Annotated in this window: 21 protein-coding genes; 13 read left to right on the top strand and 8 right to left on the bottom strand. The window is 46.5% G+C overall.

The window, feature by feature from the left end; translation table 11 throughout:
• The first annotated feature begins 27 nt into the window (after positions 1 to 27).
• The 3 genes from AB0L18_RS01220 (at position 28) to AB0L18_RS01230 (ending at position 2,377) form a co-directional block, all read left to right on the top strand.
• Positions 28 to 1,077 carry a type III polyketide synthase gene (locus AB0L18_RS01220; RefSeq protein WP_367390767.1) on the top strand — a complete coding sequence of 350 codons (1,050 nt, stop codon included), beginning with the start codon at positions 28 to 30 and terminating at the stop codon, positions 1,075 to 1,077.
• 86 nt (positions 1,078 to 1,163) lie between these two features.
• On the top strand, positions 1,164 to 1,940 hold the full coding sequence (locus tag AB0L18_RS01225; RefSeq protein WP_367390768.1) for an SDR family oxidoreductase: 777 nt from the start codon (positions 1,164 to 1,166) through the stop codon (positions 1,938 to 1,940).
• Positions 1,940 to 2,377 carry a 3-hydroxyacyl-ACP dehydratase FabZ family protein gene (locus tag AB0L18_RS01230; protein ID WP_367390769.1) on the top strand — a complete coding sequence of 146 codons (438 nt, stop codon included), beginning with the start codon at positions 1,940 to 1,942 and terminating at the stop codon, positions 2,375 to 2,377. Before AB0L18_RS01225 ends, AB0L18_RS01230 begins: the two co-directional genes overlap by 1 nt.
• A gap of 306 nt (positions 2,378 to 2,683) precedes the next feature.
• Here the strand turns inward: AB0L18_RS01230 and AB0L18_RS01235 are convergent, their stop codons facing one another.
• On the bottom strand, positions 2,684 to 4,351 hold the full coding sequence (locus tag AB0L18_RS01235; protein WP_367390770.1) for a sodium:solute symporter: 1,668 nt from the start codon (positions 4,349 to 4,351) through the stop codon (positions 2,684 to 2,686).
• 106 nt (positions 4,352 to 4,457) lie between these two features.
• Positions 4,458 to 5,441 (bottom strand): phytanoyl-CoA dioxygenase family protein, encoded by a 984-nt coding sequence (locus AB0L18_RS01240; RefSeq protein ID WP_367390771.1) that lies wholly within the window; start codon positions 5,439 to 5,441, stop codon positions 4,458 to 4,460.
• A 169-nt stretch (positions 5,442 to 5,610) separates the two neighbouring features.
• Here AB0L18_RS01240 and AB0L18_RS01245 point away from each other — a divergent pair, with 169 nt between their 5' ends.
• From AB0L18_RS01245 to AB0L18_RS01270, 6 genes are all read left to right on the top strand, one after another.
• Positions 5,611 to 6,450 (top strand): AraC family transcriptional regulator, encoded by an 840-nt coding sequence (locus tag AB0L18_RS01245; RefSeq protein WP_367390772.1) that lies wholly within the window; start codon positions 5,611 to 5,613, stop codon positions 6,448 to 6,450.
• 21 nt (positions 6,451 to 6,471) lie between these two features.
• A complete protein-coding gene (locus AB0L18_RS01250) occupies positions 6,472 to 7,746 on the top strand; it encodes a beta-ketoacyl synthase (RefSeq protein WP_367390773.1) in 1,275 nt (424 codons plus the stop codon).
• A 33-nt stretch (positions 7,747 to 7,779) separates the two neighbouring features.
• On the top strand, positions 7,780 to 8,028 hold the full coding sequence (locus AB0L18_RS01255; RefSeq protein WP_367390774.1) for an acyl carrier protein: 249 nt from the start codon (positions 7,780 to 7,782) through the stop codon (positions 8,026 to 8,028).
• Positions 8,025 to 8,666 (top strand): 4'-phosphopantetheinyl transferase superfamily protein, encoded by a 642-nt coding sequence (locus AB0L18_RS01260; protein WP_367390775.1) that lies wholly within the window; start codon positions 8,025 to 8,027, stop codon positions 8,664 to 8,666. The genes AB0L18_RS01255 and AB0L18_RS01260 overlap by 4 nt, the downstream gene beginning before the upstream one ends.
• A 22-nt stretch (positions 8,667 to 8,688) precedes the next feature.
• Positions 8,689 to 10,929 (top strand): RND family transporter, encoded by a 2,241-nt coding sequence (locus AB0L18_RS01265; RefSeq protein ID WP_367390776.1) that lies wholly within the window; start codon positions 8,689 to 8,691, stop codon positions 10,927 to 10,929.
• A gap of 88 nt (positions 10,930 to 11,017) precedes the next feature.
• Positions 11,018 to 11,545: a hypothetical protein gene (locus AB0L18_RS01270; protein ID WP_367390777.1), complete on the top strand. Its 528-nt coding sequence runs from the start codon at positions 11,018 to 11,020 to the stop codon at positions 11,543 to 11,545.
• Positions 11,546 to 11,610: 65 nt separating this feature from the next.
• On the opposite strand, the gene AB0L18_RS01275 is transcribed toward AB0L18_RS01270, so the two are convergent.
• Positions 11,611 to 12,900 (bottom strand): glycoside hydrolase family 2 TIM barrel-domain containing protein, encoded by a 1,290-nt coding sequence (locus AB0L18_RS01275; RefSeq protein WP_367390778.1) that lies wholly within the window; start codon positions 12,898 to 12,900, stop codon positions 11,611 to 11,613.
• 214 nt (positions 12,901 to 13,114) lie between these two features.
• Here AB0L18_RS01275 and AB0L18_RS01280 point away from each other — a divergent pair, with 214 nt between their 5' ends.
• The 4 genes from AB0L18_RS01280 (at position 13,115) to AB0L18_RS01295 (ending at position 19,429) form a co-directional block, all read left to right on the top strand.
• Entirely contained in the window at positions 13,115 to 15,193 is a 2,079-nt protein-coding gene (locus tag AB0L18_RS01280; protein ID WP_367390779.1) for a hypothetical protein, read from the top strand.
• Positions 15,194 to 15,203: 10 nt separating this feature from the next.
• Positions 15,204 to 16,991 (top strand): hypothetical protein, encoded by a 1,788-nt coding sequence (locus AB0L18_RS01285; protein ID WP_367390780.1) that lies wholly within the window; start codon positions 15,204 to 15,206, stop codon positions 16,989 to 16,991.
• A gap of 23 nt (positions 16,992 to 17,014) precedes the next feature.
• Complete coding sequence (locus AB0L18_RS01290) at positions 17,015 to 18,022, top strand: hypothetical protein (RefSeq protein ID WP_367390781.1); 1,008 nt, start codon at positions 17,015 to 17,017, stop codon at positions 18,020 to 18,022.
• 153 nt (positions 18,023 to 18,175) lie between these two features.
• Positions 18,176 to 19,429 carry a hypothetical protein gene (locus AB0L18_RS01295; protein ID WP_367390782.1) on the top strand — a complete coding sequence of 418 codons (1,254 nt, stop codon included), beginning with the start codon at positions 18,176 to 18,178 and terminating at the stop codon, positions 19,427 to 19,429.
• Positions 19,430 to 19,660: 231 nt separating this feature from the next.
• Here AB0L18_RS01295 and AB0L18_RS01300 read toward each other — a convergent pair whose 3' ends face one another.
• The 5 genes from AB0L18_RS01300 to AB0L18_RS01320 all read right to left on the bottom strand — a co-directional run bounded on the left by AB0L18_RS01300 (position 19,661) and on the right by AB0L18_RS01320 (position 25,049).
• Positions 19,661 to 20,119: a type II toxin-antitoxin system VapC family toxin gene (locus AB0L18_RS01300; RefSeq protein ID WP_367390783.1), complete on the bottom strand. Its 459-nt coding sequence runs from the start codon at positions 20,117 to 20,119 to the stop codon at positions 19,661 to 19,663.
• A 24-nt stretch (positions 20,120 to 20,143) separates the two neighbouring features.
• On the bottom strand, positions 20,144 to 20,434 hold the full coding sequence (locus AB0L18_RS01305; protein WP_367390784.1) for a hypothetical protein: 291 nt from the start codon (positions 20,432 to 20,434) through the stop codon (positions 20,144 to 20,146).
• 193 nt (positions 20,435 to 20,627) lie between these two features.
• A complete protein-coding gene (locus tag AB0L18_RS01310; RefSeq protein WP_367390785.1) occupies positions 20,628 to 21,668 on the bottom strand; it encodes a serine hydrolase domain-containing protein in 1,041 nt (346 codons plus the stop codon).
• A gap of 85 nt (positions 21,669 to 21,753) precedes the next feature.
• Positions 21,754 to 22,659 carry a DUF4249 domain-containing protein gene (locus AB0L18_RS01315; RefSeq protein WP_367390786.1) on the bottom strand — a complete coding sequence of 302 codons (906 nt, stop codon included), beginning with the start codon at positions 22,657 to 22,659 and terminating at the stop codon, positions 21,754 to 21,756.
• A 5-nt stretch (positions 22,660 to 22,664) separates the two neighbouring features.
• Entirely contained in the window at positions 22,665 to 25,049 is a 2,385-nt protein-coding gene (locus AB0L18_RS01320) for a TonB-dependent receptor (RefSeq protein ID WP_367390787.1), read from the bottom strand.
• Between the last annotated feature and the right edge of the window lie 334 nt (positions 25,050 to 25,383).

Below are 25,383 nucleotides of genomic sequence, written 5' to 3' on the forward strand. Positions count from 1 at the left end.
TTTTCGGCGAAAAAGAATTTGAAATTCATGGTTAAAATAACCACGGTTGCCAAACAATTACCCCCTTACTCCCGGAGTACGGCGGAGATTGTCCCCTTCATCGAGCACTGGCTGCACGGGCAGGACGAACGCTTTCAGCGCAAAGTGGTGAAAATTTTCCGCAACGCAGGCGTTGATCATCGCTACTCGATCATCCCTCCCGAGGAGATGTTTTTGCCGCGCACCTTTGCGGAAAACAACGACCGCTACATCAAAGGTGTCATCGAATTGAGTGAGGCCTGTCTTACCAAAGCACTGGACAAGGCTGGCTGGACACCCAAAGATGTCGATTACATTATCACCGTCAGTTGCACGGGCTTCATGATTCCCTCGGTAGATGCCCATCTGATCAACCGGCTGGATATGCGGCAAGACATTGTGCGCCTACCCGTGACGGAAATGGGCTGTGCGGCGGGCGTGTCGGGCATTATTTACGCCAAGAATTTCCTCCAGGCCAACCCGGGAAAGCGAGCGGCCGTGATAGCGGTAGAGTCACCCATGGCGACTTTCCAACAGGAGGATTTTTCGATGGTCAACGTCGTTAGCGCAGCAATCTTTGGCGACGGCGCAGCTTGTGTCCTGCTGTCTTCCCATCCTGATGACGAAGGGCCAAGTATTCTGCACGAAGAGATGTACCACTTCTACGACGCACAACACATGATGGGTTTTGCCCTCAAAAATTCCGGTTTGGCCATGATCCTCGACCAGTCGGTACCCGATACCATTGAAGCCCACTTTGGGGATATCATCCACCCTTTTTTGGCGAGAGCGGGCAGTACGATTGAGAAAATTGACCACCTGGTCTTTCACCCTGGCGGCAAAAAGATCGTCCAGATTGTGGAAGACCTTTTTGGCACGATGGGAAAAAATATTGATGATACAAAAGAGGTGTTGCGCCTTTACGGCAATATGTCGAGTGCGACGGTACTGTATGTCCTTGAACGCTTCCTCGAACGTGACATCCCCAAAGGAGAGCAGGGACTGATGCTGAGCTTTGGCCCCGGGTTTTCCGCGCAGCGGGTATTGCTGGAGTGGTAGGAGGAGTGTCGGTTGCTTATCTTTTTTTACTAAACCCAAATTGGATCACCTTATTTTTATACGCTCACTTACAAATAAAAGCACCAATGAAAAACTGGGCGATCATATTAGGAGGTTCTTCAGGTCTGGGGCTGGCGACAGCCAAAGAACTGGCCCACTTGGGTTGGAACCTGGCCATCGTTCACCGCGATCGCAAATCGGTAATGAGAGAGGTAGACGCTCATTTCGCAGAGATCGCCGCGATGGGTGTGAGCTTGAGGACCTTTAACGTAGACGCCATGAAGCCGGAAAAGCGGCAAGCTGTCTTTGACGAACTAAAGACGATTTTGCCCGCAGAAGGGAACATCGGTGTACTGGTGCACAGCATCGCCAAGGGTAACCTCAAACCGATGCTTTCGGAAGATGGTCCACGCTTGCAACAGGATGATTTCCAGTTGACCATCGAAGCGATGGCCATCAGTCTGTACGAATGGGTGCAAGCCCTCTACGAGTCGAAATTGTTTGGCAAGGATACCCGCATCATCAGTTTCACCAGCGAGGGTAATCGCAAAGCCTGGCAAAACTACGCCGCCGTATCGGCAGCAAAGGCGGCACTGGAGGCCATCACGAGGAATATCGCGCTGGAGTTTGCGCCTTATGGCTTTCGGGCCAATTGTGTACAAGCTGGCACTACTGATACCGCCTCGTTGCGGATGATCCCCGGCAGCGAACAGCTCAAAGCTCACAGCCTGCAACGCAACCCTTTCGGTCGGCTCACCCAGCCCGAAGATGTAGCGCGTGTCGTAGGGCTTTTAGTACAACCCGAGGCCGCCTGGATCAATGGTGCCGTCATCCCGGTAGATGGCGGAGAACATATAAGGTAATGGACAAGCAAACGATCCTAAAATTATTGCCGTATTCGGAGCCCTTCCTCTTTGTGGATACGCTGGAAGTGGTGACCGATGACGAGGTGGTGGGGTACTACACCTACCCCGAAGATGCGTTTTTCTACCGGGGGCATTTCAAAGATCATCCCGTCACGCCGGGCGTCATCCTCACCGAGACGATGGCGCAGATCGGATTGGTATGTATGGGCATCTACCTGCTACGCGACAAAATAGCCGAAGGGCTGGAACCCGGCCTTGCCTTTTCCTCCCAAGAGGTCGATTATTACAAGGCCGTTTATCCCGGAGAAAAGGTGAAAGTGCAGGCGACGAAAGAATATTTCCGATTCGGCAAATTGAAATGTAAGGTTGAAATGCACAATGCCGCAGGGGAGTTGGTTTGTAAGGGGGTATTGGCGGGGATGGGGAGGGTGTAAGGGTTTTGGTGGTTGATGGTTGATGGTTTTTGACCATCTTTTGTGTAAACCTATTTCAGGACAAGACATTCCAACCCTTACACCTTTTCAGGTGCGGAGTGCGGTTTAAAATTCCGACTTCCCACTTCCGACTTCCGACTTTGAGCAGTTGATGGTTGGATTGGTGGTTTTTAGGACAAAACTGGTTCAGCCAGATAATCTTTTTGAGCATACTACAAATTATAGTCTTCCAACCCAGAATTTGGCTGGGCGACAATGCTCGTAATTAACACTGTGCCCAGCCTCAATTTCTTAACCATTGAAAAATCACCCCACTCCAATCGGACTAAAAACGGCCCAGAGGATTAAAACCAAGATTACCAAAACAAGGGTCAATACTACGTCAGTCGTCCATTTGAAAGTAGAAGTCTTGGTATCTCTTTGAAAAGTTACCAATTCTAAAGATGCTTCGGTTTGAGGAATACTCATTTTGCTTACGATCATTAAAACAGCAGCGCAGAAAAGGAATAAAAACAAAGCAAAATGTAAGAAATTGATTCCCAGAAAATAACCTAAAATACTATCCTCTGCAACGAGGATACTTTTATTATTCGACATAAACTCCATGACCAATCTGAAAATACCAATAACAAATCCTGTCCACAACGTAACAATTGCACCACGAGCGTTTATCCACTTAAAAAATAAACCAAGCAGAAAAACGGCGGCAATCGGTGGAGAAATATAAGCTTGGATACTTTGGAGGTAATGAAAAATCCCTCCGCCCATGAGAGCATTCATAAAGGGAATCCAACCTAAACTTGCAACGACTAAAACAATGGTTGCAATCCTCCCAAAGCGAACTAAGTCTTTTTCAGATGCATCAGGTTGGTGTTTTTGATAAAAATCAATCGTTAATAAAGTGGAACTGGAATTGAATGCAGAAGAGAGAGAACTCATCAAAGCTGCCAATAACCCAGCTATTGCCAAGCCTTTCAAACCGCTTGGCAAAAATTGAGTGATTAAGGCAGGTAAAGCTTGGTCTGCATTATCCATCGAATAACTAATCATCCCCTTTTGCAGCAAAGCATAAGCAATCACTCCCGGAATAAAGAAGAGAAAGACCGGTAATAATTTCAAATAACCGGCAAACAAAGCCCCCTTACGAGCACTGCTGACATCTTTGGCCGATAACGCCCGTTGTACGATGTACTGGTCTGTACACCAATACCAAACCCCTAAAATCGGAGCACCAAACAACATACCCGTCCACGGATACTCTGTATCTTCCATCGGTCGCCATAAATTAAAAAAACGATCAACGGAAGGGTTGCCTTCCGTTTGTGCGGCCAACGCAATAGTGTTGATCATTTCGTCCCAACCGCCCAACTGGTACAAACCAAAAATTGAAATTACAGCTGTTCCCAGTATTAAAATAAATGCTTGAACCATATCCGTATAAATCACCGCTTTTAGTCCACCAAGCACGGTATAAAAACCTGTTGCGACAACCGTGATAATCGCGCCAGTCCAAAAAGGGATTCCCAAAACTTCAAAAACCAAGGCCCCAGCAAATATGATCAGCGATATCTTGGTAATAATGTATGCCAAAACAGAAACGACCGATAAATAAGTGCGGCAAGCTCTCGAATACCGTTTCTCCAAAAATTCAGGCATGGTGTAAACCCCCGTCCGTAAATAAAAAGGAACGAATACCCAACCAAATAATATCAAAACCAAGGAAGCTAATATTTCGAAATTAGCCATCGGCATATTGGCTCTTGCACCAGCACCCGACACTCCTAAAATGATTTCTGAACCAATATTGGAGGCAAAAAGCGATGCACCAATGACTACCCAACCTTGATTTTTACCTGCCAAAAAGTAATCAACAGATGAAAAAGTCTCATCCCCTTTTTTTTCAGAAGCCCATTTGGCTATCCAAAGAATAAATCCAAAATAAATGGCAATGATTGAGAAATCTAAAAATTGCATGTTAGTTGATTTTCGTTTTGTTTTAAACACCAAAAGTGAGACTCCAAAAAATGGAGTCTCACTTTTCCGGAAATTAGAGGTTAGCTTTCTTTGACTAAAGACAAGTTTACCATTTTTTCAAGCCCAGTAATTTCTCTCCTAAATCGGATAATTCAGCTCTTTCGTATTTTGTTTGCTCCCAATTCCGAGGATCTCCAGGGAAGGCATAACCTTCAGGGGCGATGCGATTTTTCCAAGAATTAACGCGCCATTCTTTCAGCGCTTCATTATCTTCTTGAGCAGGCATCATGGAGATGTATTGCGCAATTCTCACTTTATCCTCCGAATGATTGGGACGAATACCGTGGGGTTCGGAGCTGTTAAAAATCAACAAGTCACCTGCTTCCAGCGGCACTTTCACAATTTTGTCTTCCAAGCCAGTCGTATCTGGTTTGAAATGATTTCTATCTTCAGGCTGTGTTAATTTCCAAGCATCATAATTTCTAAACAACCAAGGAATACATTGAAAACCGCCCATATTTTCATCCGTTTGGTCGGCTAATGCTAGTACCCCTTGTACATTTTGGGGTTTAGTATCAGGATCGTAATCCCAATGGATGAATCCTTTGTATTCATACCCCGGACGCATGGGAAAGTTAAGATTGGCTCGGTCTATCGTTACCCATAATTTCTCCGTTCCCCAAATATCTACGAATGCCTCATACACTTTTTTTGTTTGGCGGTTATTCCAAAGGTGTTGGTTATTATAGACTTCCACCATGCCCGTCCCTGCCAATTCTTTCATCTTCATTTCGGCACGAGGGGCTGTGTACCAAGTGTTTTTATCATTTGGATCCTTGCCTTCAAATTCCCAAAGAAAGGCAGCCGTCGCTTCTGCTTGTTCACGAGGAACAGCATTTTTGATAACCACGTAACCCTGTTCTAGCCAAAAACTCCATTGGTCCTTCGTTAGTACCTTTAGCGTATCTTCCGTAGCCGCTGTTCTCAGTTGTACATTGCTACTTTTGGCAGTAGAAGGATTGCCGGGAATATCCTTGTGTTGATTGTCGGGAACCATTGTGGTGGACATCGTTGGATTGGTGTTTTTCATAACAGCCGAATTTTTGGTTGAATAATTTACCCAAACCACTTCGTGCCGGGTATAACACAAAGCTGAGCATTTTCTTTATTGGGAATTTTACGACATTTAGCAAAAAGTTGTACAATATTGATTAATTTTAGTTTTTGACCATGCTAATATTCAAATATTGTGAAAGAATATGAAAATTCAGCTCGAAACCATCACCAGTCAGGATAAATCATTTAGTATGATGTTCAATCCACGCCTGAGTGATTTATGTTACTGGCACTTCCATCCTGAGTATGAATTGGTCTATATTGAAGCAGCCACAGGTACTCGACATGTAGGAGATCACATATCTACTTATGAACAGAATGATTTGGTTTTGATTGGCTCAAATATCCCTCATTTAAACTTCGATTACGGCGTCAAGACGGAATATAGAAAAGTAGTAATTCACTTTAAAAAAGATTTTATTGAGACTCATGTTAATCGGGTACCCGAGTTATCTCCCTTTACTCAATTATTTAACAAGTCCAAATATGGTCTGGCATTTAGAGGAGGAATTAAAAAACAAATCGGGGAAAAACTATTTCACTTTGAACAGTTAAATGCCTTTCAGCAGTATATTCAAATGCTAGAGGTGTTAGACCTGCTTGCAAATGCTCCTGATGCTGAATTATTACATACACAACCTTACAGTAATAAATTTAGTGAAAGAGAGCAAGGCAGGTTAAGAAATATCTATGCCTTTGTCGATAAAAATTATCATAAAAAAATAGCGTTATCAGAAGTAGCAGCAATCAGTAACATGTCTAAAGAGGCTTTTTGCCGATACTTTAAGAAAGTAAGTAATTATACCTTTATTGAGTTTTTAAACCGCTATCGTATAAGTCAATCGAAGCGTCTTTTAATGTCTGGAAAGAGTGTTAGTGATGCCTGTTATCAAACAGGATTTGAAAGCTTGTCTTATTTTAATCGTACGTTTAAAAAAGTGACGAATGAAAATCCTCGCTATTTCAGAAAAAGGTATTTATAGTTAATTGCGGCAACAAAAATTATGAAAGAAAGAGTCGTCATCACGGGAGTAGGCGTAGCGGCACCCAATGGTGTGGGTAAAGCAGCATTTACGACAGCCATTCGGGCGGGGCAATCCGGGATTCGTTATTACGAGACGCTCCAGGAAATGAATTTCTCGTGTTGTATTGGGGGAGCGCCAGAGATAAGTGAAGAGCTAAAGTTGCAGTATTTTTCGCCTTTGATGTTGCGCAATTTCCTCAGCTCCGGGATCCTCTACGGTTGTATAGCGGGCATGGATGCCTGGGCCGATGCTGGTTTGGAGGTAAACGAAGAAGTACCCGATTGGGACAGCGGCATTGTCATGGGCATTGGCAGCTCCGGGGTAGAAAAAATGCGCGAGGCCGCTTACCTGCTCGACAGTGGAAAAGTAAAACGATTGGGTAGCACCTCCGTTCCCCAGATCATGGCCAGTGGTGTGAGTGCCTACCTGGGGGGAATGCTGGGTTTGGGCAACCAAGTGACCACCAACTCCTCGGCCTGCACCACCGGAACAGAGTCGATTTTGATGGCTTACGAACGGGTAGCGAACGGCCACGCCAAACGGATGCTGGCCGGAAGCACCAGCGACAGCGGCCCCTACATCTGGGGAGGCTTTGACGCAATGAAAGTGATGAACTTCCGCAGCAATGATATCCCCCAGGCCGCCTCTCGCCCAATGAGTGCCTCCGCAGCAGGTTTTGTGCCGGGCAGTGGTGCCGGGGCCTTGGTGCTGGAAACCTTGAGTAGCGCCCAAGCCCGCGGAGCAACCATCTACGCTGAAGTACTAGGTGGTGCGATCAATGCTGGCGGCCAAAGACAGGGTGGCACCATGACGGCACCCAACTCGAGGGCAGTACAACGTTGCATCAAAGACGCTTTACGCAATAGCGGCGTCGACGCCAACGAAGTAGACCTCATCAACGGCCACCTTACCGCTACCATCAAAGACCCCGAAGAAATACAAAACTGGGCAGCAGCCTTGGGTAGAAAGGGAGCAGACTTTCCGTATATTCATTCCCTCAAAGCTATGATTGGACACTGTATCAGTGCTGCCGGAAGCATTGAAAGTGTAGCCGCCGTGCTGGGTTTACACCATAATTTTGTGTTTCCTTCCATCAATTGTGAAGACATTCATCCAGAAATTTTGGAAATCATACCTAGCGAAAAAATTGTCCGCGAACAGCGAGAAGATATTCCCGTAAACATCATTGCGAAAGCAGGGTTTGGATTCGGTGATGTCAACGCCTGTTTACTATTAAAAAAATACCGTCTCTAACCATTTGTATGGTCAGAGAACCAATAAAAAAGAATGAATAAAACAGAAAGAATTGCCACTATCAAACGCATCGTAGCACCCTACGTACAGGAAAAAGCAGCCCTGGAAAACCTCAATGAAGACACCGATTTTATCAAAGATCTAAAAATCAACTCCGCCCACCTCGTAGACATCATCCTCGACGTAGAAGATGAATTCGACATTGAGATCGAAGACGAAGCCATGGAGCAAATGCTCACGGTAGGCGCTGCTTTGGCGATTATTGAAGACAAGGTCAAGTGATCGGGAACGACATTGTGGACCTTAGACAAGCCCGGCAGGAGAGCAACTGGCGGCGGCCGCGCTATCTAGCTAAAATCTTCACGCCGGAAGAACAGCAATTGATTGCCGATGCCCACAGACCAACGGCCATGGTGTGGTTGCTATGGAGTTGTAAAGAAGCCGCTTACAAACGATGGGCCAGTGAGCACCAGCAACGCAGCTTTTTTCCCAACAAAATTGAAGTGCAAGGTTTCCAGCAAGTTCAAGAAACGGGCTTACACCACGCAGCAGCTGATGGAGAAAGTAGTCATCTTCCTTATACCAGCAGCGTACAAATCATGGGACATTGCTACACCGTACACACCTTCTTGAAGGGCGACCTCATCCACAGTTGGACATTGCCCGAAGAAAAAAAGCTCCTCCTCCGTAAAGTTGACGCGCTTCCTTGCTCCACTTTATCGGAGGCAACGAGATCTCTTGTGTACAAGCACCTTGAACAATGCTTTCAATGGTCGCCAGCAGACCTAAGCATTCAAAAAAATGAACAAGGACGGCCCTTCGTTTATTATCAAAACAAGCAATCCCCCTTGTCTTTATCACTGGCACATCACGGGCGCTATGGAGGTTTTGTGCTAGCGGGAAGTGAGCATTTTCTTTAAGCGTATATTTAATCATCTCTTAATGGTTCCTACAAATATATTCCAGCGCAGCCTCCTTTCCATCATCCGATTTCGGTGGTTTATTGCGGCTTTATTGTTGCTCTTAACCATTGCAGGTGCCCTTTCTACCGCCGTCAATTTAAGGATCAATAACGCAATATCGATCTGGTTTTTAGAGGATAATGCGGACTATCAAGATTACTTGCAATTTCAGCAAGAACGAGGATCCGACGAAATCATCATCGCTATGCTTCCTGTGAAGGAAGCACTCAAGGATACTGCCATCCAGCTCCTGCAAGCATTGCACCAGCAGATCGATTCACTCCCTAACGTCACCGCTACTTTTAGTCTGGCCAATGCCCGTTACCCCGTTTATTCGAATAAAAAAATCTACTACCGCCCAGTCTACCAACCTGGCCGCACCCCCGAGCAAATAGATCAACTGCTGGCAGAGCTGCCCGCAATCAAGACACAGTTGTTGACCAGCAATGGCAAACACCTTTTCTTTTATGTCCAACTGAACCCTACTGACCAAATTGAAGGTCAACGCAATGAAATCGTTACGGGCATTGAAGACCTCATCTATGGTGTTGCTCCAAATGCCCGAATTTCGGGTCAGCCCATCCTTAATGAGGCTTTCAATGATACCATCTATAAGGAGAGTAATTTTTTCGCGGTCACTACCGTCATTGTCATCTTACTGCTGCTGATTTTCTTACTGCCTCATTGGCTCTACGTGCCCATTGCGCTAGTTGCCATTGTGGTTCCCATTAGCATCTTGATGGGAGCCATGACGGGGCTGGGATATTCCTTGAACCTGATTTCCATGTTGATTCCTACCATCCTCATGGTTTACAGTGTGGGAGACGCCGTGCACGTCATCAATATTTTTCACCAGCACGTAAAGGAACATCCCCAACAAGCACGGCAACAGCAAATTGTGGAAGCCTTGCAAAAGAGTCTAAAGCCCTGCTTCTTCACTACCCTCACCACTGTTATAGGTTACCTGGCCCTCTATTTTTCACCATTGCCCGCTTTTAAGATAATGGGCCTTTTCACCTTTGCGGGAATGCTACTGGCCTTTGTATTGGTCTACATCGTGACGGCCATCGGTTTTTATTGGCTTGGCAGCCTAAAACTCGAAGCCCGTGTTCGTAAGATCAATATCAGCGGTATGGTCCAACGCATCAATGGCTGGACTACTCACCGTGCGCCCCTCATTTTGGCCTTGGCGGGATTCGTTGCCATCGGAGGCATATTCGCTGCCTTTGAGCTGGAAGTCAACACCGACTCCCTGAACATGTTGGGCGATGGCAAAGCCAAAACGGACCTCCATGCGATCGAAGCTAAAATTGGTGGAAATGCCCGTTTCCAGATCAATATTCGCAAACGCGATGGTGAGACTTTGCTCAACCAGGAAGACCTGGAAAAACTAGCGGCTTTTCAGCAAAAAATAGACGAGCATCCCCTCCTCGCCACACCTATTTCTATTATCAACTTTAAGACCTTTCTGGAAAACCGCCGTTCTGCACTGGCCGTCTTCAACCCCGTCAACTTGCCCAACCTGCTGGAAGCACAGCCCGACAATGCCAACCCTTTCTTCTCTCTTTTTTCTGAAGATTTTTCGGAAGTAAGCATCGCCGCCAATGTTCGGGAAATCAAAACCAAACAACTGGAAGAACTCCTCGCTACTATTGACCACGACTTTGCTCAAGCTTTTGATCCAAACGATTATGAATTACAAGTGCATGGTTTTCTTGCCCTGTTTGCGCAGTTGAACCAGTTTATTTTACAAACCCAGTTCCGATCTTTCGGACTTGCTTTTCTGATGGCCTTCGTCATCCTGCTCTACTTTATTGGTGATTTAAAAACCACCCTCTTGGCTCTGATCCCCAATTTGCTCCCTATTTTTCTCACCATTATCGTGATGGCTTTATTTGGCATCGCTCTGGAAGCGGCTAATGCTATGCTGGCGCCCATCATGCTAGGTGTAGCGATGGACGATACGATCCATTTGATGAGTAAATACCGGGAACAACGATCAGCAGGCATCCCCGTGACAGGCGCCATAGATCACGCTTTGAATTATACTGGCGGAGCACTGTTTTCTACCACTATTGCCTTGGTTTGTGGCTTTCTCGTAGTGGGCATGAGTGGGGTAATTTCCGTGAGCACCTTTGGCCTGCTTTGTGCTTTTACCGTCCTGACCGCTTTAATTGCTGATATCATCGTTTTGCCTGCACTGCTGAAGAAAAGCGCATAAAATAAATCTCCTAATCTGCAATTTCTTTACAAAAGACCCAACCACCTGCGCTTGATCCACGTCTTGCCCAATAAAGTATCTTCGTATCATGACCAGAATAATCCTACTCCTACTATTATCCATCCAATTGCTTTCTTGTGAAAAAGAATCAGCAAACCCCAATCAAAACCCAGAAACCTTGATCTATTCCACGAGTTTTGAAGATCAGACGACCTTAGAGGAAGAAGGCTGGGAAGGGGTTTATACGCTGCTTGAAGATAGCCCAGCTAGCGGAGGCAGCTATTGCCTGGCCCTTGAGCCTCAATGGTTGCCCGGCCTTGGCGAAGCATTTTATGCGCCGACCCTATCTAACAACAGTAATTACCGGATAGATTTTTGGTTTAAAACCATCAACTGGGAAGGGACCTTCCTCATCAATAAGCGGCTTTCAGGTAGTGATGCAGAAGAAAACCTGCTCACCATTTCCTTAACGGAAGAAGATTGGACCTTCGCCTCTCATAGTTTTGTCCTTGAATTGGCGGAAAATGAAACGCTCGTTGTCTATTTTTCTGCTGGAGGCACCGAAGTGGTAAGCGGCAAAGTATTGGTAGATGAGCTTTCCATTTACCGGGAATAACAAAAACGGGCACCCCGTGATGGAGTGCCCGCGCAATTTAGGTAAGGGTTTCTCAAAGTTTAATTCTAACTATCCCCCTTCACGTAGAAAGGAATATTGACCGTAGCGGCATTGCCGTTGCCATCATAGATGTAAAGAAACATCCGGTATGGCCCCTTCTTTAGTGGTGCCCGAAACTGTAGGGTGCCATTTTCGTCCTTAACCGTTTTAAAAGCTATCGCTTCCGGTTTTGCTTCAGCATCTCCCCCCGAGCGGATGTCGGTACTCTCTGGCAACAACTCCCAACGGTATTCCAGTTTATCATTGTCTGGATCGTAAGCATCTATCTTGATGGTGCAGACATCTCCTTGCTGGGTGTAGACACTTTCTTCAACATGCTTACCATTCATGGTGAAGCTATTGATGTGAGGCGCACGATTCTTTGGCCATTCCCCTGTCCAGACGTATTCTAAGACATCCATCACCTCTGTTTCGGTGCCATCTTCCAAAAACACGCCGTACCAGGTACCTGTGGTTTCTTGCTTATGCCCCCAAAGAAAAACGTAGGAGCCAATGCACATTTCATCATCCTCAGCGATACCTTTTTCGTAGCGAAGCTGGTAGTAAGCTGCCTTCTGGCTGCTCGTCTGCTCAATGGGTGCTTCCCAGGCCGTTTTGGGTACTTCCCAGTGGCCATTGGGGCCCCACTCGGTAATCATGTAAGGGCCTTCCCAGCCAAACTGACGGAGTTCTTTACCTACGCCCAACAGGCCAGCATAAGTATTGACACCATAGATATCAATGCTGGGTGCTCGCTCTTTGATCAGCTGTACCTCTGCGACATCTAATCCGGCGGTAACGGTCATGGTAGGGTGATTGGGATCCAACTCGTGGATCATGCTTGCGAGATCCTCGATAGCGTTCCAGACTTTGAAATTGGAGTAAAACAAGTCATTTTCGTTACCGATTCCCCACATCAAGAGTGCGGGATGATCCTTGTAGGTTTTGACCACTTCCCGAAAACCTTCCAGTTGTGCTTTGACAGCTTTGGGGTCATCGTAATCAAAACCTTGCCGCTCTTGCCCTACCCACAAGCCCATCAATACGGTCATTCCTTTGCTGTGGGCCTCGTCTAAAATCTCTTGTGCGCCGTCAGGGCTCCAGGTACGCAAGGAGTTGGCACCGTAAGCTACTGCCTGATCCAGGTAATCTTTTCCACCTACACCATTTACATAGTAAGGCTCACCGCCACGCAGCAATTGCCACTTGCCATCTTGCTGTACCAGTTCAACTTTTATTGCCCCAGTCTGCTGGGCTTTAAGACTCATTCCCAAAATGAGTGCCGATCCTAGTAATAAATATTTCAACTGCCTCATGTCCTCTAGAAGGTTTATTTTCATAATCTTAAGAAATCTATCCAAAAATTAGGTAAAGCAAGACTAACAGCCAAGAAAATATGGAATTGATGTATTAATGATGTATATCAATTACCTTTGGATGTAGCCTTGATGTAGCTTTTACCTAAAATCCTGGCTAGGTAGTAACTACATTTGTTAAGAGCAGAAATTCATTATAATCAATTACCTGTGTATGGCATCTATTTACCGTGTACGACAACATCGAAGGGTTCCTGGGCGTGGCGGCACACTAGCATTACTAATGCTACTGAGCTGTTGTTTCGGATTTTCCCTTTTCGGTCAATATCAACCACCTGACCAAGCCATTGCTCGCTTGGCAACCCCTTCAGAAATAGCTATCTCCGCAGACACTTCCGGTCTGCTTTGGCTCGACCAAAGAGGAGGCACTCCGCTCGGTGACAAACTCAAGCAACAATCCCAAAAGCTAACCGTTTTTGGCTACTACCGTTTATTCCTTTATGGTAGAAACATGACCGAGGCCTACCCCAACCTGGCACCTTACGAGCGCGCTTACGGGGTGGGTGATGGCTATCGCGAACCCATGTTGTCGCTTAACCTGTTGGCTCGTCCCAACGGTAGATCGGCTTTTGGCACTGAACTCTTTTTCTTCACGCCTTACTTGGGTACAAACACACGGGCTACTGACAATGTTTTCACCGTCAACCTGGGGCTCAATTTTTACGGCAACTTCCGTACGGAGGTCGGAAAATTTGGCGTTCGTGCCGGCGGTATCCACTGGTACAACCTTAGTCCGTTTACTGTAGGTGTATACCAATTATTAGATCGGTTCTCCATTTTCGACCGTACCCCTTGGGAAGGCGTTACGAACCTGGACAAATACGAGAACTACTTCAAGTCGGGTTCGCCTAACCCCGGGGATTTGCGCTGGAACAACCAGGCATTTCAAGGACTCATCATTGATGGTAGAAGCCTTCCGGGCAACATGGGCTTTGACCTCTTCTGGGGAAAGACCCAACCCAATGGCGGGCTGGCCAATGCGGTTGTTGATCCCTACCTGACCATCCAAAACCCTGGACAAGCAGGTAATATTCCTACTTACCAAGGTTTTTCCGGTGACCGAAGGTCGCTGCCCAGCTACATCGCTGGTGGTAAAATCACCAAAACCTTCGGCCCCGACAGGAACATGCTCGGCATCAATACCATCTACAGCCATACTGCCTTAGATAGCATCACCAACGACAATATGAACTACCAAGTCCATACCCTGTCGGTCAATTGGAAGCTTGGAAAAATATATGTAGAAGGCGAACTCGGTGGTGGCAGCTTTGAGAGCCCCATCACAGAACGCAAATGGGGAGAAGCACTGATGCTGCGCTTTTTGATCCCCAAGGAAATTACAGTACTTCCTCTGGATATCCAGCTTTATCAAATCGGTAAAGATTTTTACAACCTTAATGGTGCGATCAATACCACTTCAAATCCGGCTATCCAGCAAAACTTTGTAACCAACGTGGTTGCCGGACAAGTTTCTACCGGAGGACTATTGACCCAGGTAGGACAGTTGGCCCACAATCGTCGGGGTATCAACTTGAATACTGAGGCCAACTACAAAGATTTCAAATTCAATTTCGGCTGGGGACTGGCAGGAGAAATGGAAGTACTTAATTCAGATATCTCCTTTGTACACCGGATCAATGGTCTGGCGCTTTCGCGGATTTACAATCCCTTCCCGGCCAATGCTACCTCAGCCACGGTCTTTGGGCCTTACAACCGTCAATTTTCTTTCTTCAGAGGCGTAGCAGAAGTTGTACGAACCACTGATCTTGATCCCGCTACAGCGGCTCCACTTACCAAGAAGTATTACAATTCCGTAGACCTGCAAGCAAAGTACAAGACCAAGCTTGACGAGAAAGCTTTCTATATTTTTTACCTGGGCAACCTCATGGCTGCCAAGTCGGAAGCTACGTTATGGCCTACCCTAGGTCAGGAAAGCTACCTCTATGTTCAATACCACGAACTGGATGTCTATTACGAATTGTTTCCAAAATTCCTACTGACCACCTATTTGGGGCTGGAACGTGCTCAGGGAGGGCGCTTCACCAACTGGGGAGAGAATGATCTTCCGCGCGATCAGACGGGTCTTGGCATTGGTGCCGGTTTTGACTGGACGCTTAACCCATCTACCGGTCTGTATTTTCGCTATCGCCACATGGACTTCGAGGACAAAAACTTTGAACTCGACCATTACAAAGGCCATGAAATCACTATTGAATTGAAAACCTTCTTTTAATCCACCAGTAATGAAAAAAAATCTACTATATCCTATTTTTTGCCTGCTTCTACTTTGCTGTTGGACGTCAGGACAAGCACAAGATGGTTCTTCGCTGCCCAACAGAGAAGATGCCGATGCTACTAAAAAGGTGCAGTTCAATGGCCTGGGCCGAACCATCCTCAACAATACGAGTATTGATGGTGCTATTCTGGATACAGATACCACCACTGCCCGCCGACTCTCTGATGGAGAGTTTCTGCTCGACGTAGCCATCAATGCCCAACCTAATGACAATACCGAAGTGCAAGGCATTCTACGCTTGCGCAATGAATTCGGAGGCTTCTTCGGCGCCGGCGTTACGGTTGAAGTACGTGAACTTTGGGCGCGCGGCCTCATCGCCAATACCGTCCGTTACCGGGTGGGGGATTTCGACCACGTCATGACACCTTACACTTTATTCCTGGCCGACGAAGAAGGAACTGTCAACGAGCCTGAAGTTTTCCGTCCCCAGAAAGAGGTCATAGAATACGAACAGTTTTACACTGATAACAACAGCCGCCGACTACAGGGTGCCAAGCTGGACTTTGGCCTGGCCTTCCCCGTTATTCTCCGCGACATGAAAGCCGAAGGCTTCGTGGCTCGGATTCGCCCCACCGATTTCTTTACGACTCCCAACCGTTTTGTGGGGGGTGGACAGTTGGACTTCAGTACCCGTAGCTTACAGGATTCTGTAGGTTTACAGGCAGATTTCGGGGTAAACCTTTCCAGTGTATGGGATGATCTGAAGACCGGCAACGCCACTTCCGGCATTACCAACCAGGTCTTCTCTGTCGATTTTGCAGTGCACGTTTTTGAGAACGAGCAAATCAATGTACAAGTGCTGGGTGAGGCTGGTAGCTCCAAGCTGGATCTGCGGGAAGAAGAAAAAACGACCTTTTCGGAAGATGATACCTTCCTGGAAGCAGGTGTAGCCCTAGACCTCAAAGCCAGTAAGCTTCGTCTTTCGGCGACTTACCTGGACGTAGGTCCTGACTTCTTCAGCATCGCTGCTCAAAGCAAGCGGGTGGCTTTTAACCGCAACAAGACGTTCTACAACCGTATCGGTAATGAACGCCGTCTGCGGATGCCTACCTTATTTGATTTGGGTCGTGATCGGGCGCTGTACAACTACCAATTGTCGGAAGACTTGATGGCCTATGACCCGCGCTACGCCAATGTTATGCCCTATGGCAAAGCTACGGCCAACCGTAATGGCCTTCAATTTGGTGCCGTTTATGGCGATGACAGCAGCTTGTTTGATGCTGAACTGGGAGTAGCACTTTTGAAAGAAATCCGAGGACAGGGCACCTTCGAGTTGAAAGATTTTCGCCAGATTCGTTTGGCGGCTAATGTGCACCTGAACAGAATTCTTGATTGGGACAAGACGACAAAAATCACGCTGGGCTTCCAGCAAGAACAAACAGACCGCGGGGGTGTTGAAGTAGAACAGGTAGACCTCAGCTCTACGCTCATTGAAGTAGGTCTGGAAGCAGAATTATTCAATCGTTTCGACCTGCTATTGGGTGCAAAAATGCTTTCTGCGGAAGGCCGGGATTACGTGCCCGCCATTGAAGCTTTCAATGACATCGAAGATTTCCCAGCGGCATTCGTAGCTGACGACCAGGAAACCATGCTCGGTGGAGGTATTCGCTACCGATTCAAGGAGGACGTCTACCTGACGGTACAGTACCAGCAATTTAGCTTGGAACGGGCGTTGAACCCTACGAATGACTATGACTTACGGCAAATTTTCGCGCAGTACGTCATGAAATTTTAATCCACAATAAGATTAAGAACATTATGAAAAATAGCATCATAACTTTTTTATTTATCAGCCTCGTCGTCACGGTATTTTCCACTTGTGACCATGATACCGACCAATTTGATGGGCCTAATCTGGTTGACCGATTTGGTGAATTTCAGTTGCTGGAGCCTTTAGCAATCAATCGTACTACTGTAGATTTCTCTGCGGGCGAAGATGTGCGGATGACGGCCAGGTTCAACAAAAGCGTCAACTTCACCATTCAGCTTACCGGTACCGAAAGTGGTGCGGTGAAATTGATTACGGGTTTTGATAATGCGCTGGATGAGACCAACGCCATATGGACGGGAGGTACTACCGAGCTGCCTTTCTTTCGGGAAGAGCTGGTAGAAGTGGAGTTGCTCATCCCGGAGGCTGGCCCACTGAATCAAACGGGTTCGGTAGAAATAGTCGGAACGAAAACCTACGAAGGAAGCCTCTTCACCGATTTTGAGACGCCTCCATTGGACAACATCTTTTTCGGCAACTTTGAGTTTGAACTCAACAACAATACCGGCCGACGTAATGACGGGCTGGCTGCCGAAGGCAACTGGTACTACAATTTTGAAGGTACGGACAATGTCGTTCCCAACTTCTTTGCGGGTTTGATCGACATCAAGTCTACGATCACCGGCAATACGTATGCGCCAATCCCTACAACCGTACCCGAGGAGCTTTATTTCAATACTTTCATCTACGCCGATGGTGGTCCTCACGGTATTGCTGTGATCCAATTTGTTTATGACTCCAACAATACGGGTGCTTTTGAAGACGGGCAAGATGCCACCTTCCAAATTGCTGGTGACTACCCGCTCAACTGGGTGGGTTGGCGCCAATTCAGTCATACCATGGCGGAGGTAGGAATGACGGAAGAACAGGTAAGCAAAATCGTAGCCATCCGAGTGCTATTGATTTCGGATATGAATAGCCAGCCTAATCCACCCTTACAGGTAGATTTCGGTATCGACTACCTCACCTTTACTGCTGGCAAACCGCTTGAATTATAAGGGACGGAGAAAAAATAAATCTATTTTCTTTTGATTTTGCTTTTTGCGCTAAGACTAGGAATACTTGGACTAGGCGTGTGCAAAAAGGTAAATCTTCAGAAAAAGAAAATAGGTTTATTTCCGTCAAACTACTAAACCAGAAACCGAGAAGTTATGAAGGAAGAGAAGCGATATTCAAGTGAGCAATTCCCGATAGTGAATACCCTCTACAGTTGGGGGTACCTCATGACACTGGCCCTGTGCCTGGTGATGTCGGCCTGTGGTATTCAATTTCAGGAAAACTCCCTTTACAGTGGAGTTGAACCTGCTGAGGCCGTTGTTCGCCCAAAGAGCATCAGTATGGCCGTAGAGCCCATTATTTTCGATGAGGATGCCACCAATTTTTGGTTACCTACGGATATTGACTGCACCACTGGCGGTATCGAAAGTAAAGTAAAGCACTCCGGTAACAATGCTTTACTTATTGAATGGGAACGCGACCCTAAGATCTGCGAGTGGGCAGGTTTTGGTATCGGCTGGGATGACTGGGCAGGAAAAGACCTTTCGGAGGTTTTTGACTATGCGGCCATTCAGATGTACGTACGCACCACCAAAGGCAAGATGTTCGGCTTACCTGCCGTACTGACCCTGGAAGACTACAGTGGCAACATGGCTTGGTCGTACGTAGGAAGTAGCTACTTTGAACGCTATTACCTCGATGAAGAATGGCAAAAAGTAGAAGTGCCCCTCAATACCTTCGATTTGAACGAAGACGGTTTGGACATTACCAATGTCAAACAGTTGATGTTTGAATTGCAAGCTGCTGGAAGCATCTACCTGGATGATATTAAGCTGGTTTACTACGAACAAAAACCAAAGGAAATCTGGCTCCCAGATGCCCCTACTACACCGACTGTCAACTATCCAGTACAGCTATTTGGAGATGAATTCATCAATGGCCATGGCTGGGGATTGTTGAAAGACCATTGCCAGGATATTCAGCTGACCAGCACTGCTCCTAGCCAGGGTCAGAAAGCGATTCATGCTACCTGGGACACTAGCAAAGACGATTGTTACCAAGTCACGATGGGCGTCAGCTGGACCAATTGGTTCCCGGTAGACATCAGTGGACTAAAGGATAACTTGGTCATTAGCCTGGACATCAAAGGGAGTGCCGATTTGCTCACCAAGCAAGCCATACGCTTTGGTTTTGAAGACTACGAACGCCAAACATCCTTCTTGGTAATCGACAACAGTATGTTGGATGGCGGAACACTCTCCCCCAACCAATGGCAACAATTACAAATTCCACTATCTGCTTTCCCTGCTGGAGCAAACTTGAAAGACATCAAACAATTCCTCATTCGGATGGATAAAGCCGGGGAAGTGTATTTAGATAATATCCGTCTGGAAATGACGAATAGTTAAGTGCCTGTCCTTTAAACCAGGGCATCGCCTCCATGCGATAGCCTTTCAAAAAGTGCTAAAACAATAGTAAACTTTCACAGATTTTGGCACCACGTATAAAGCCTCCGGATACCTTTTGGTAGTCGGAGGCTTTTTTTGGAGGTTGCTTTTCAGCACGCCGATAGCTCTCTCTTTCAGGGAATGGGCTTTGGTTTAGGAGTATTAGCGGGTGGTGGTGATGGAAATTCTTAGCTAACCTTTATACTTCTCAATATCCAGATATTCCAGCTTTAAATACTCTCCTCGAAGATGGTCGAAGTCTTTATCGGTAGTCAGTAATGTCAGGTCATAAACACTTGCTGTAGCCGCAATCCATAAATCATTTTTGCCCATGTTTCGAGCAGAAAAATTCCCCCTCTCTCTTTTTAGTTTTCCTTGGCTATATGCATCGATATCACCATATCTGGTGATGATCTCTTTAGTATTAATACTCACTTTTGCCAATCGAGATACAACTTCTTCAATCTTTCTTTTTCTTTTATCTCCTATTCCTAATTTCTTAATGAAAGCATCAATCTCTCCTAGCGTAACAACTGATATTGCAAGGCTATTTTTCTCGTCAAATAACTTATAATCATCTTCAATCTTCTTAGCTATCCTTGATTCACGACTATAAATAATGACAAGGTTGGTATCAAGTAGGTAATCCATGAAGTTATGGGTGCGAGGCTTTTATTAATCTAGTTCTGCTAATAATTCTTCTAGTGAATGTTCCCATTCAATCTCATCAGCTAATTCTCTGAATTCATTGTAGCTGATCGGCTTATAATTTTGCTCTGCTAATATTTCTTTATAAGATACCCCTTCCCTTATTTCTATGATCGCATCTTTTATATCATGCTTGGTATTCACTTTAGCCCTTTCCTTCTCTAAAGCATGATAAATACGTTCTAACTCACCAGCATCGTCAATACTCGTAATGATATTGATGATGTTCATCTTTATGTCATTGGTATTAACAGTCATTGCAATTATTATTTTACTGAATAGCTGACATTTATCACGTCTACTCTTACGCCTTCAGTCTGAGACTAGACACATAAAGATAAACATTCTTACAATCATGTAAGTTCCTTTCTGGATTATTATTATTAGGGGGCTAAACCAGTCGGAGGCTTTTTTTGTAGGAGGTCATTTTCAATGATACCGTTTATAGTGATTATTCCCCCCTGTCTCCTTTCCTCAGAATTTTCACAATACGGCTATAGATGATCTCTGATAAATTCCACTCATATCCCTGAAAGTCGGTGGTATTGATAAACTGCACGACCACTGCATCGATGTCTTGGTGGTATTCGGCGAGGCTCTGATAGCCAGGCACCAGGCCTCCGTGCTTGTACTCGTAAATGGAGGAGTAGATCTCTTGTTCGCCTGCCTTAAATACGGTGCCATCGTTTAAAGCCCGGATAAAGATGCCCACGTCCTCAGCGGTAGCTAACATGCCGTTTTCGTTCGTTTTAAAGTCGGTATCAATGCCAACGTAGTAGCCACTCATGACATCGTCCATGTTCACTTCGCTGAGCGAAAAAAAGGTGTTGTTCAGACCTAGTGGTACCAATATCTCCTCCTTGATGTATTGATGATGGCTGTAACCGAGTAACTTATCCATTAGCTTACGGAGCAACAAATAATTGGTATTCGAATATTCATAACCTTTATCCGGTTCAAAACTAGCCGGTAAATCAAGAGCAAACTCAAGGGCTTTCTTCCCATTTTCCTGTTCGTTTTCCCAATAAGTGGGGTTATTGGTAAAATTTGGAATCCCACTCCGGTGTTGCACCATCAACCTCAGGGTTATGTCTTCCGCATTTTCAATCCTGCCCACCAGTTCGGGGAAGTAATCAGCGAGCGTTTCGTCTAAAGACAGGCGTTTAGCATAGGCCAATTTAGTGATAGCAACAGCCGTATACAACTTGCTGATACTGGCAATTTTGAATAAGGATTTGGGGTCGGCAGGTATTTTATTTTCCCGGTCTTTCCAGCCACCTGCGTAAAATGCGGGCGGTTTTCCTCCTTGGTCTACATAAACAATCATGCCATCAAATCCATGCCCGATAGCTTGATTGACTTGCTCCTGCACCGTTGCTGGCAGGGGTAATATCCAAGCTTTCACCAAAATCCATGGCACAAAGAACATGGAGGTAATAGTGCCTACCAGCAGTAGTATCCTGATTATTTGTGTTCTTTGTTGCTTTGTCATTGCATAGGTGTTTTTCAGATGCTCCTATAGTTCAAAACCGTAGGTGTTCTTGAGTGGTTCAAAAACACCTACGTAGTGAAAAATCCTACTCCACTGTCACCTCCATGGCCGTTACCATCGCCACATTGAAGAAGCCCAAAGCCTTCGGTGCATCCGCTTCCAGACCAACTACATTGCTAGGAGAATTGGCAACCGGGAGGGCGAAGATGCTATTGTCACCATTGGTCATCTGCTCTTGGGCAATACCCAGAAAACGGAAAGCCGGAATGGTGATCGCGTGAATTTCTACCCGAATATGATCACCTACAGCGTAAGGGGGTACGGTGTCATCATCCTCTGTATCGGCATCAGGAATACGGTTGATGGTTTCGCGGATAGGAGGAATGAAGACGATGGCATCGGTGCCCGATCCTAGGTCGAAAGTACCGTCAGCGGAGAGGTTCATCTCACTGGGTTTGTTTAAGAACACCCCGTTTTTGTAGGTCTTGATCCAATAGGTGTTGCCTTCACCGGGAAGGTCTCGAGCGTAAAACTGAGCATAGATGCCGGCAGGGCTACCAAGCTCCTCCTCGCGAAATTCGTAAACAATAGAATCGACGGGGGGAGCAGGATTGAGCAAGGATACGGCCTCGTAGTTCCAATTTTGGTAACCTACACTGAGCGTAAACGCATCGCCCACATCGCCGATGTTCTCACCGGGTTGGGGCGTCCACTCGTAGGCACCATTACCTTGGTGGGTGAAGGTCATTTGGGTGCCCTTGGTATCATTGAACAGGGTGACCGTAGCATCGGTTACTGCGGGGGGTGCAGCTGCCTGAAAATAGTCTTGCGTAAGCGACAGATACACCGTCTGCGTGGTATCCATCTGGTTGAGCCAAGCATCGACGACGAATTCAGACTTCTCGAAATTGGCGTCAATATCAACCACATCCTCACAGCTGAAGCTGGCCAGTAGCAATAAAAACGCGGGAATATATAGGAGCTTGTTCATGGTTCTTAGAATTTGAAGTTGTAAGCGATAGAAGGAATGAAATTGCCGACCACAGAAAAACGTACGGCTTCGGTGGTAGCGGGCTGCCCTACAGGAATTCGGTCGGAAGCCTGCTGGAAATAGATGGAAAAAGGATTGCGACGATTGTACACATTGTACACCGAGAAGACCCAACTGCTCTGCCAGCGGCGTTCTTCATTGCGCTTGCCTTCGAGGGTAGCAGAAAGATCTAGACGGTGGTAAGAAGGAATGCGAACATTGTTGCGGCTGCCGTCGGTAACGTGCGGAATGGTATAACCTGCTACCGTATAGCGAGAGGTGGGGAACGTAGCGGGTGTACCTGTATTGTAAACAAATACAGCACTGACAGACAAGCGCTTACTGAGTTCGTAAAAGGTGGTAAGGCTGAAGTTGTGGGTTTGGTCGAAACGATTGGGGTACCATTCGTCGTTGTTGATGCCTTCGACGAGGCGTTCACTGCGGCCAAGGGTATAGCTGGCCCAACCGGTGAATTTACCTTTGTTTTTTTGTATCAATACTTCCATCCCGTAAGCGCGGCCGTCGCCTTCGAGGATCTGGCCTTCCACGAACTCGTTGAGCACCAGGTCGGCACCGTCGATATAGTCGATCTGGTGGTCCATGTTTTTGTAGTAAAACTCAATGGAGGTTTCGTAGGTATTGTCCTTAAAGTTTTGGAAGTAGCCAATGGCGAACTGATCCGACATCTGGGGCTGTACATTATTGGTACTAGGCAACCAAATATCTACCGGTGTAGAGGCGACGGTATTGGACAATAGGTGGATGTACTGTGCGGTGCGGTTGTAGCTGGCCTTGATGGAGTTGTCGGGACTGAGCTGGTATTTGATGGCCGCGCGGGGTTCGAAGTTATTGAAATCCTGGATCAACTCTCCTTTACTGTAGGATTCGATACCGATGAGTGGGCGCCCTTCATTAGGAGTTGGCGCATCGCCGAAAGTATAAGCATTGCCTTTGCCCATAAGGCCAAAATAAGACCAGCGCACACCGTAGTTGAGTTGCCAACGCTCACCGAGGGTTTGCTCATTTTCTACGTAGACCCCCCCTTCCAGTGCAAAACGCTCGTCGAGACTGATATCCTGGGTTTCGCCATCCGAGGAAATAAAGGCGTTGGCCGGTTCAAAACGATAGTTGATGGCCTCGCCGCCGAAGCGTAGGATATTGTTGGGGGTGATGTAGTAAGTAAAGCGAGGCTTGATGCTGGTATTGACAATTTTTGCTGTCCAATCGAAAGCATTTTCGGCGGTATTGCCGAAATCGATGCTGTATTCGTAATTACTGTAGTAAAGTGTGGTATTGGCAAAAAGCTTGTTGCTGAAGATATGGTTCCAGCGTAGTGAGGTCGTTTGGTTACCCCAATTGAAACCTGCCGCGTCGCCAAAACCAAAGTTATCGCGACCGAAGTAGCCAGAAAGGAAAAACTGGTTGTTGTCGTTGAGCTTGTAATTGGTTTTGAGGGTGAGGTCGTAGAAATTTAGCGTGGTCTCACCCAGGTCATCATTCAGAAAAGGCTTGGCCAGCACATCGATGTAAGAACGGCGTGCCGCTACGATGAAAGAAGCCTTGTCTTTTACGATTGGAGCCTCTACTGCCAAGCGGCTGAAGATGAAGCCCACCCCGCCATTGACGGCCAGCTTCTTGCTATTCCCTTCTTTCATCCGAACATCCAGGATAGAGGAAAGGCGACCGCCGTAACGAGCAGGAATCCCTCCCTTAAACAGCTCTACATCTTTGACGGCATCGGGGTTGAAGACCGAGAAAAAGCCAAAAAGGTGGGCAGAGTTGTAAACCGGAGCCTCGTCCAGTAGTACCAAGTTTTGGTCGATGCTACCACCGCGGACGTTGAAACCAGTAGCGCCCTCCCCTACCGTACTTACGCCAGGTAAGAGCTGGATACTCCGCAATACTTCGACCTCGCCCAGGAGGGCAGGAAGCTTTTTGAGCGTCTCCATGTTCATGGAATTGGTGCTCATTTGCAGGTCGGAAACGTTACGATTGGCAGCTTCTGAGGTGACGACCACTTCTTCTAGTTGCTGGGCACTACCTCCCAGTTCCAGCGAAAGCGTTGTGTTTTTGTTGAGCTCAATGGTTTCTTTGATGGTTTCGAAACCTACGTAGCTGTACTCCACCTCATAAGTTGCCGCTGGCAAAGTGAGAGAATAAAAGCCATATTCGTTAGAGGTAACGCCCTGCTGCAAGGCGGGTACATAAACAGTAGCTCCGATGAGCGTTTCGCCCGTTTCGCCATCGCTGATATAGCCGCTGAGGGAAAATTTTTCTTGCGCTTGCAAGGATAGGGTGCTCAAAGCCAGTGCCAATAGCAGCAGGCTAAGCTGAGTTAAGGTTGTTTTCATCGTTTTTTTGGAGATCGAGGTTAAAAACTATCCCGACTGAATTACTTTGAGATTGCTCAAGGTAGTTGAGCCGCGATGTACAGATAATAGCATTCAGGCAGCAAAGGTTGAAAGAAGCTCACGCTTAATTTCAGCTTTTCTACCAGTAGCCTGATCTACACAACCAACTGATGGTGCGAGTCGATGATCTCCACTACGAGAAGTGAGATTTTTTCCAATTATGTGATAAAAATGTCGAACTACAAGAAGGGAATGCCCGCTTACCCGGTCACCTTTTACTTTGATGGTTAAACCTTGTAAGTTTGAGAAAGAGTCGTGGAGTTATTCCACGAAA

Origin of the sequence: Lewinella sp. LCG006 (assembly GCF_040784935.1) — a bacterium.
In the GTDB taxonomy this organism is placed as follows: domain Bacteria; phylum Bacteroidota; class Bacteroidia; order Chitinophagales; family Saprospiraceae; genus Lewinella.

Excerpts from the sequence above, each read along its gene's own strand:
- AB0L18_RS01220 (WP_367390767.1), top strand. The coding sequence starts at position 28 with ATGGTTAAAATAACCACGGTTGCCAAACAATTACCCCCTTACTCCCGG.
- AB0L18_RS01225 (WP_367390768.1), top strand. The coding sequence starts at position 1,164 with ATGAAAAACTGGGCGATCATATTAGGAGGTTCTTCAGGTCTGGGGCTG.
- AB0L18_RS01230 (WP_367390769.1), top strand. The coding sequence starts at position 1,940 with ATGGACAAGCAAACGATCCTAAAATTATTGCCGTATTCGGAGCCCTTC.
- AB0L18_RS01235 (WP_367390770.1), bottom strand. The coding sequence starts at position 4,351 with ATGCAATTTTTAGATTTCTCAATCATTGCCATTTATTTTGGATTTATT.
- AB0L18_RS01240 (WP_367390771.1), bottom strand. The coding sequence starts at position 5,441 with ATGAAAAACACCAATCCAACGATGTCCACCACAATGGTTCCCGACAAT.
- AB0L18_RS01245 (WP_367390772.1), top strand. The coding sequence starts at position 5,611 with ATGAAAATTCAGCTCGAAACCATCACCAGTCAGGATAAATCATTTAGT.
- AB0L18_RS01250 (WP_367390773.1), top strand. The coding sequence starts at position 6,472 with ATGAAAGAAAGAGTCGTCATCACGGGAGTAGGCGTAGCGGCACCCAAT.
- AB0L18_RS01255 (WP_367390774.1), top strand. The coding sequence starts at position 7,780 with ATGAATAAAACAGAAAGAATTGCCACTATCAAACGCATCGTAGCACCC.
- AB0L18_RS01265 (WP_367390776.1), top strand. The coding sequence starts at position 8,689 with ATGGTTCCTACAAATATATTCCAGCGCAGCCTCCTTTCCATCATCCGA.
- AB0L18_RS01270 (WP_367390777.1), top strand. The coding sequence starts at position 11,018 with ATGACCAGAATAATCCTACTCCTACTATTATCCATCCAATTGCTTTCT.
- AB0L18_RS01275 (WP_367390778.1), bottom strand. The coding sequence starts at position 12,900 with ATGAGGCAGTTGAAATATTTATTACTAGGATCGGCACTCATTTTGGGA.
- AB0L18_RS01280 (WP_367390779.1), top strand. The coding sequence starts at position 13,115 with ATGGCATCTATTTACCGTGTACGACAACATCGAAGGGTTCCTGGGCGT.
- AB0L18_RS01285 (WP_367390780.1), top strand. The coding sequence starts at position 15,204 with ATGAAAAAAAATCTACTATATCCTATTTTTTGCCTGCTTCTACTTTGC.
- AB0L18_RS01290 (WP_367390781.1), top strand. The coding sequence starts at position 17,015 with ATGAAAAATAGCATCATAACTTTTTTATTTATCAGCCTCGTCGTCACG.
- AB0L18_RS01295 (WP_367390782.1), top strand. The coding sequence starts at position 18,176 with ATGAAGGAAGAGAAGCGATATTCAAGTGAGCAATTCCCGATAGTGAAT.
- AB0L18_RS01300 (WP_367390783.1), bottom strand. The coding sequence starts at position 20,119 with ATGGATTACCTACTTGATACCAACCTTGTCATTATTTATAGTCGTGAA.
- AB0L18_RS01305 (WP_367390784.1), bottom strand. The coding sequence starts at position 20,434 with ATGACTGTTAATACCAATGACATAAAGATGAACATCATCAATATCATT.
- AB0L18_RS01310 (WP_367390785.1), bottom strand. The coding sequence starts at position 21,668 with ATGACAAAGCAACAAAGAACACAAATAATCAGGATACTACTGCTGGTA.
- AB0L18_RS01315 (WP_367390786.1), bottom strand. The coding sequence starts at position 22,659 with ATGAACAAGCTCCTATATATTCCCGCGTTTTTATTGCTACTGGCCAGC.
- AB0L18_RS01320 (WP_367390787.1), bottom strand. The coding sequence starts at position 25,049 with ATGAAAACAACCTTAACTCAGCTTAGCCTGCTGCTATTGGCACTGGCT.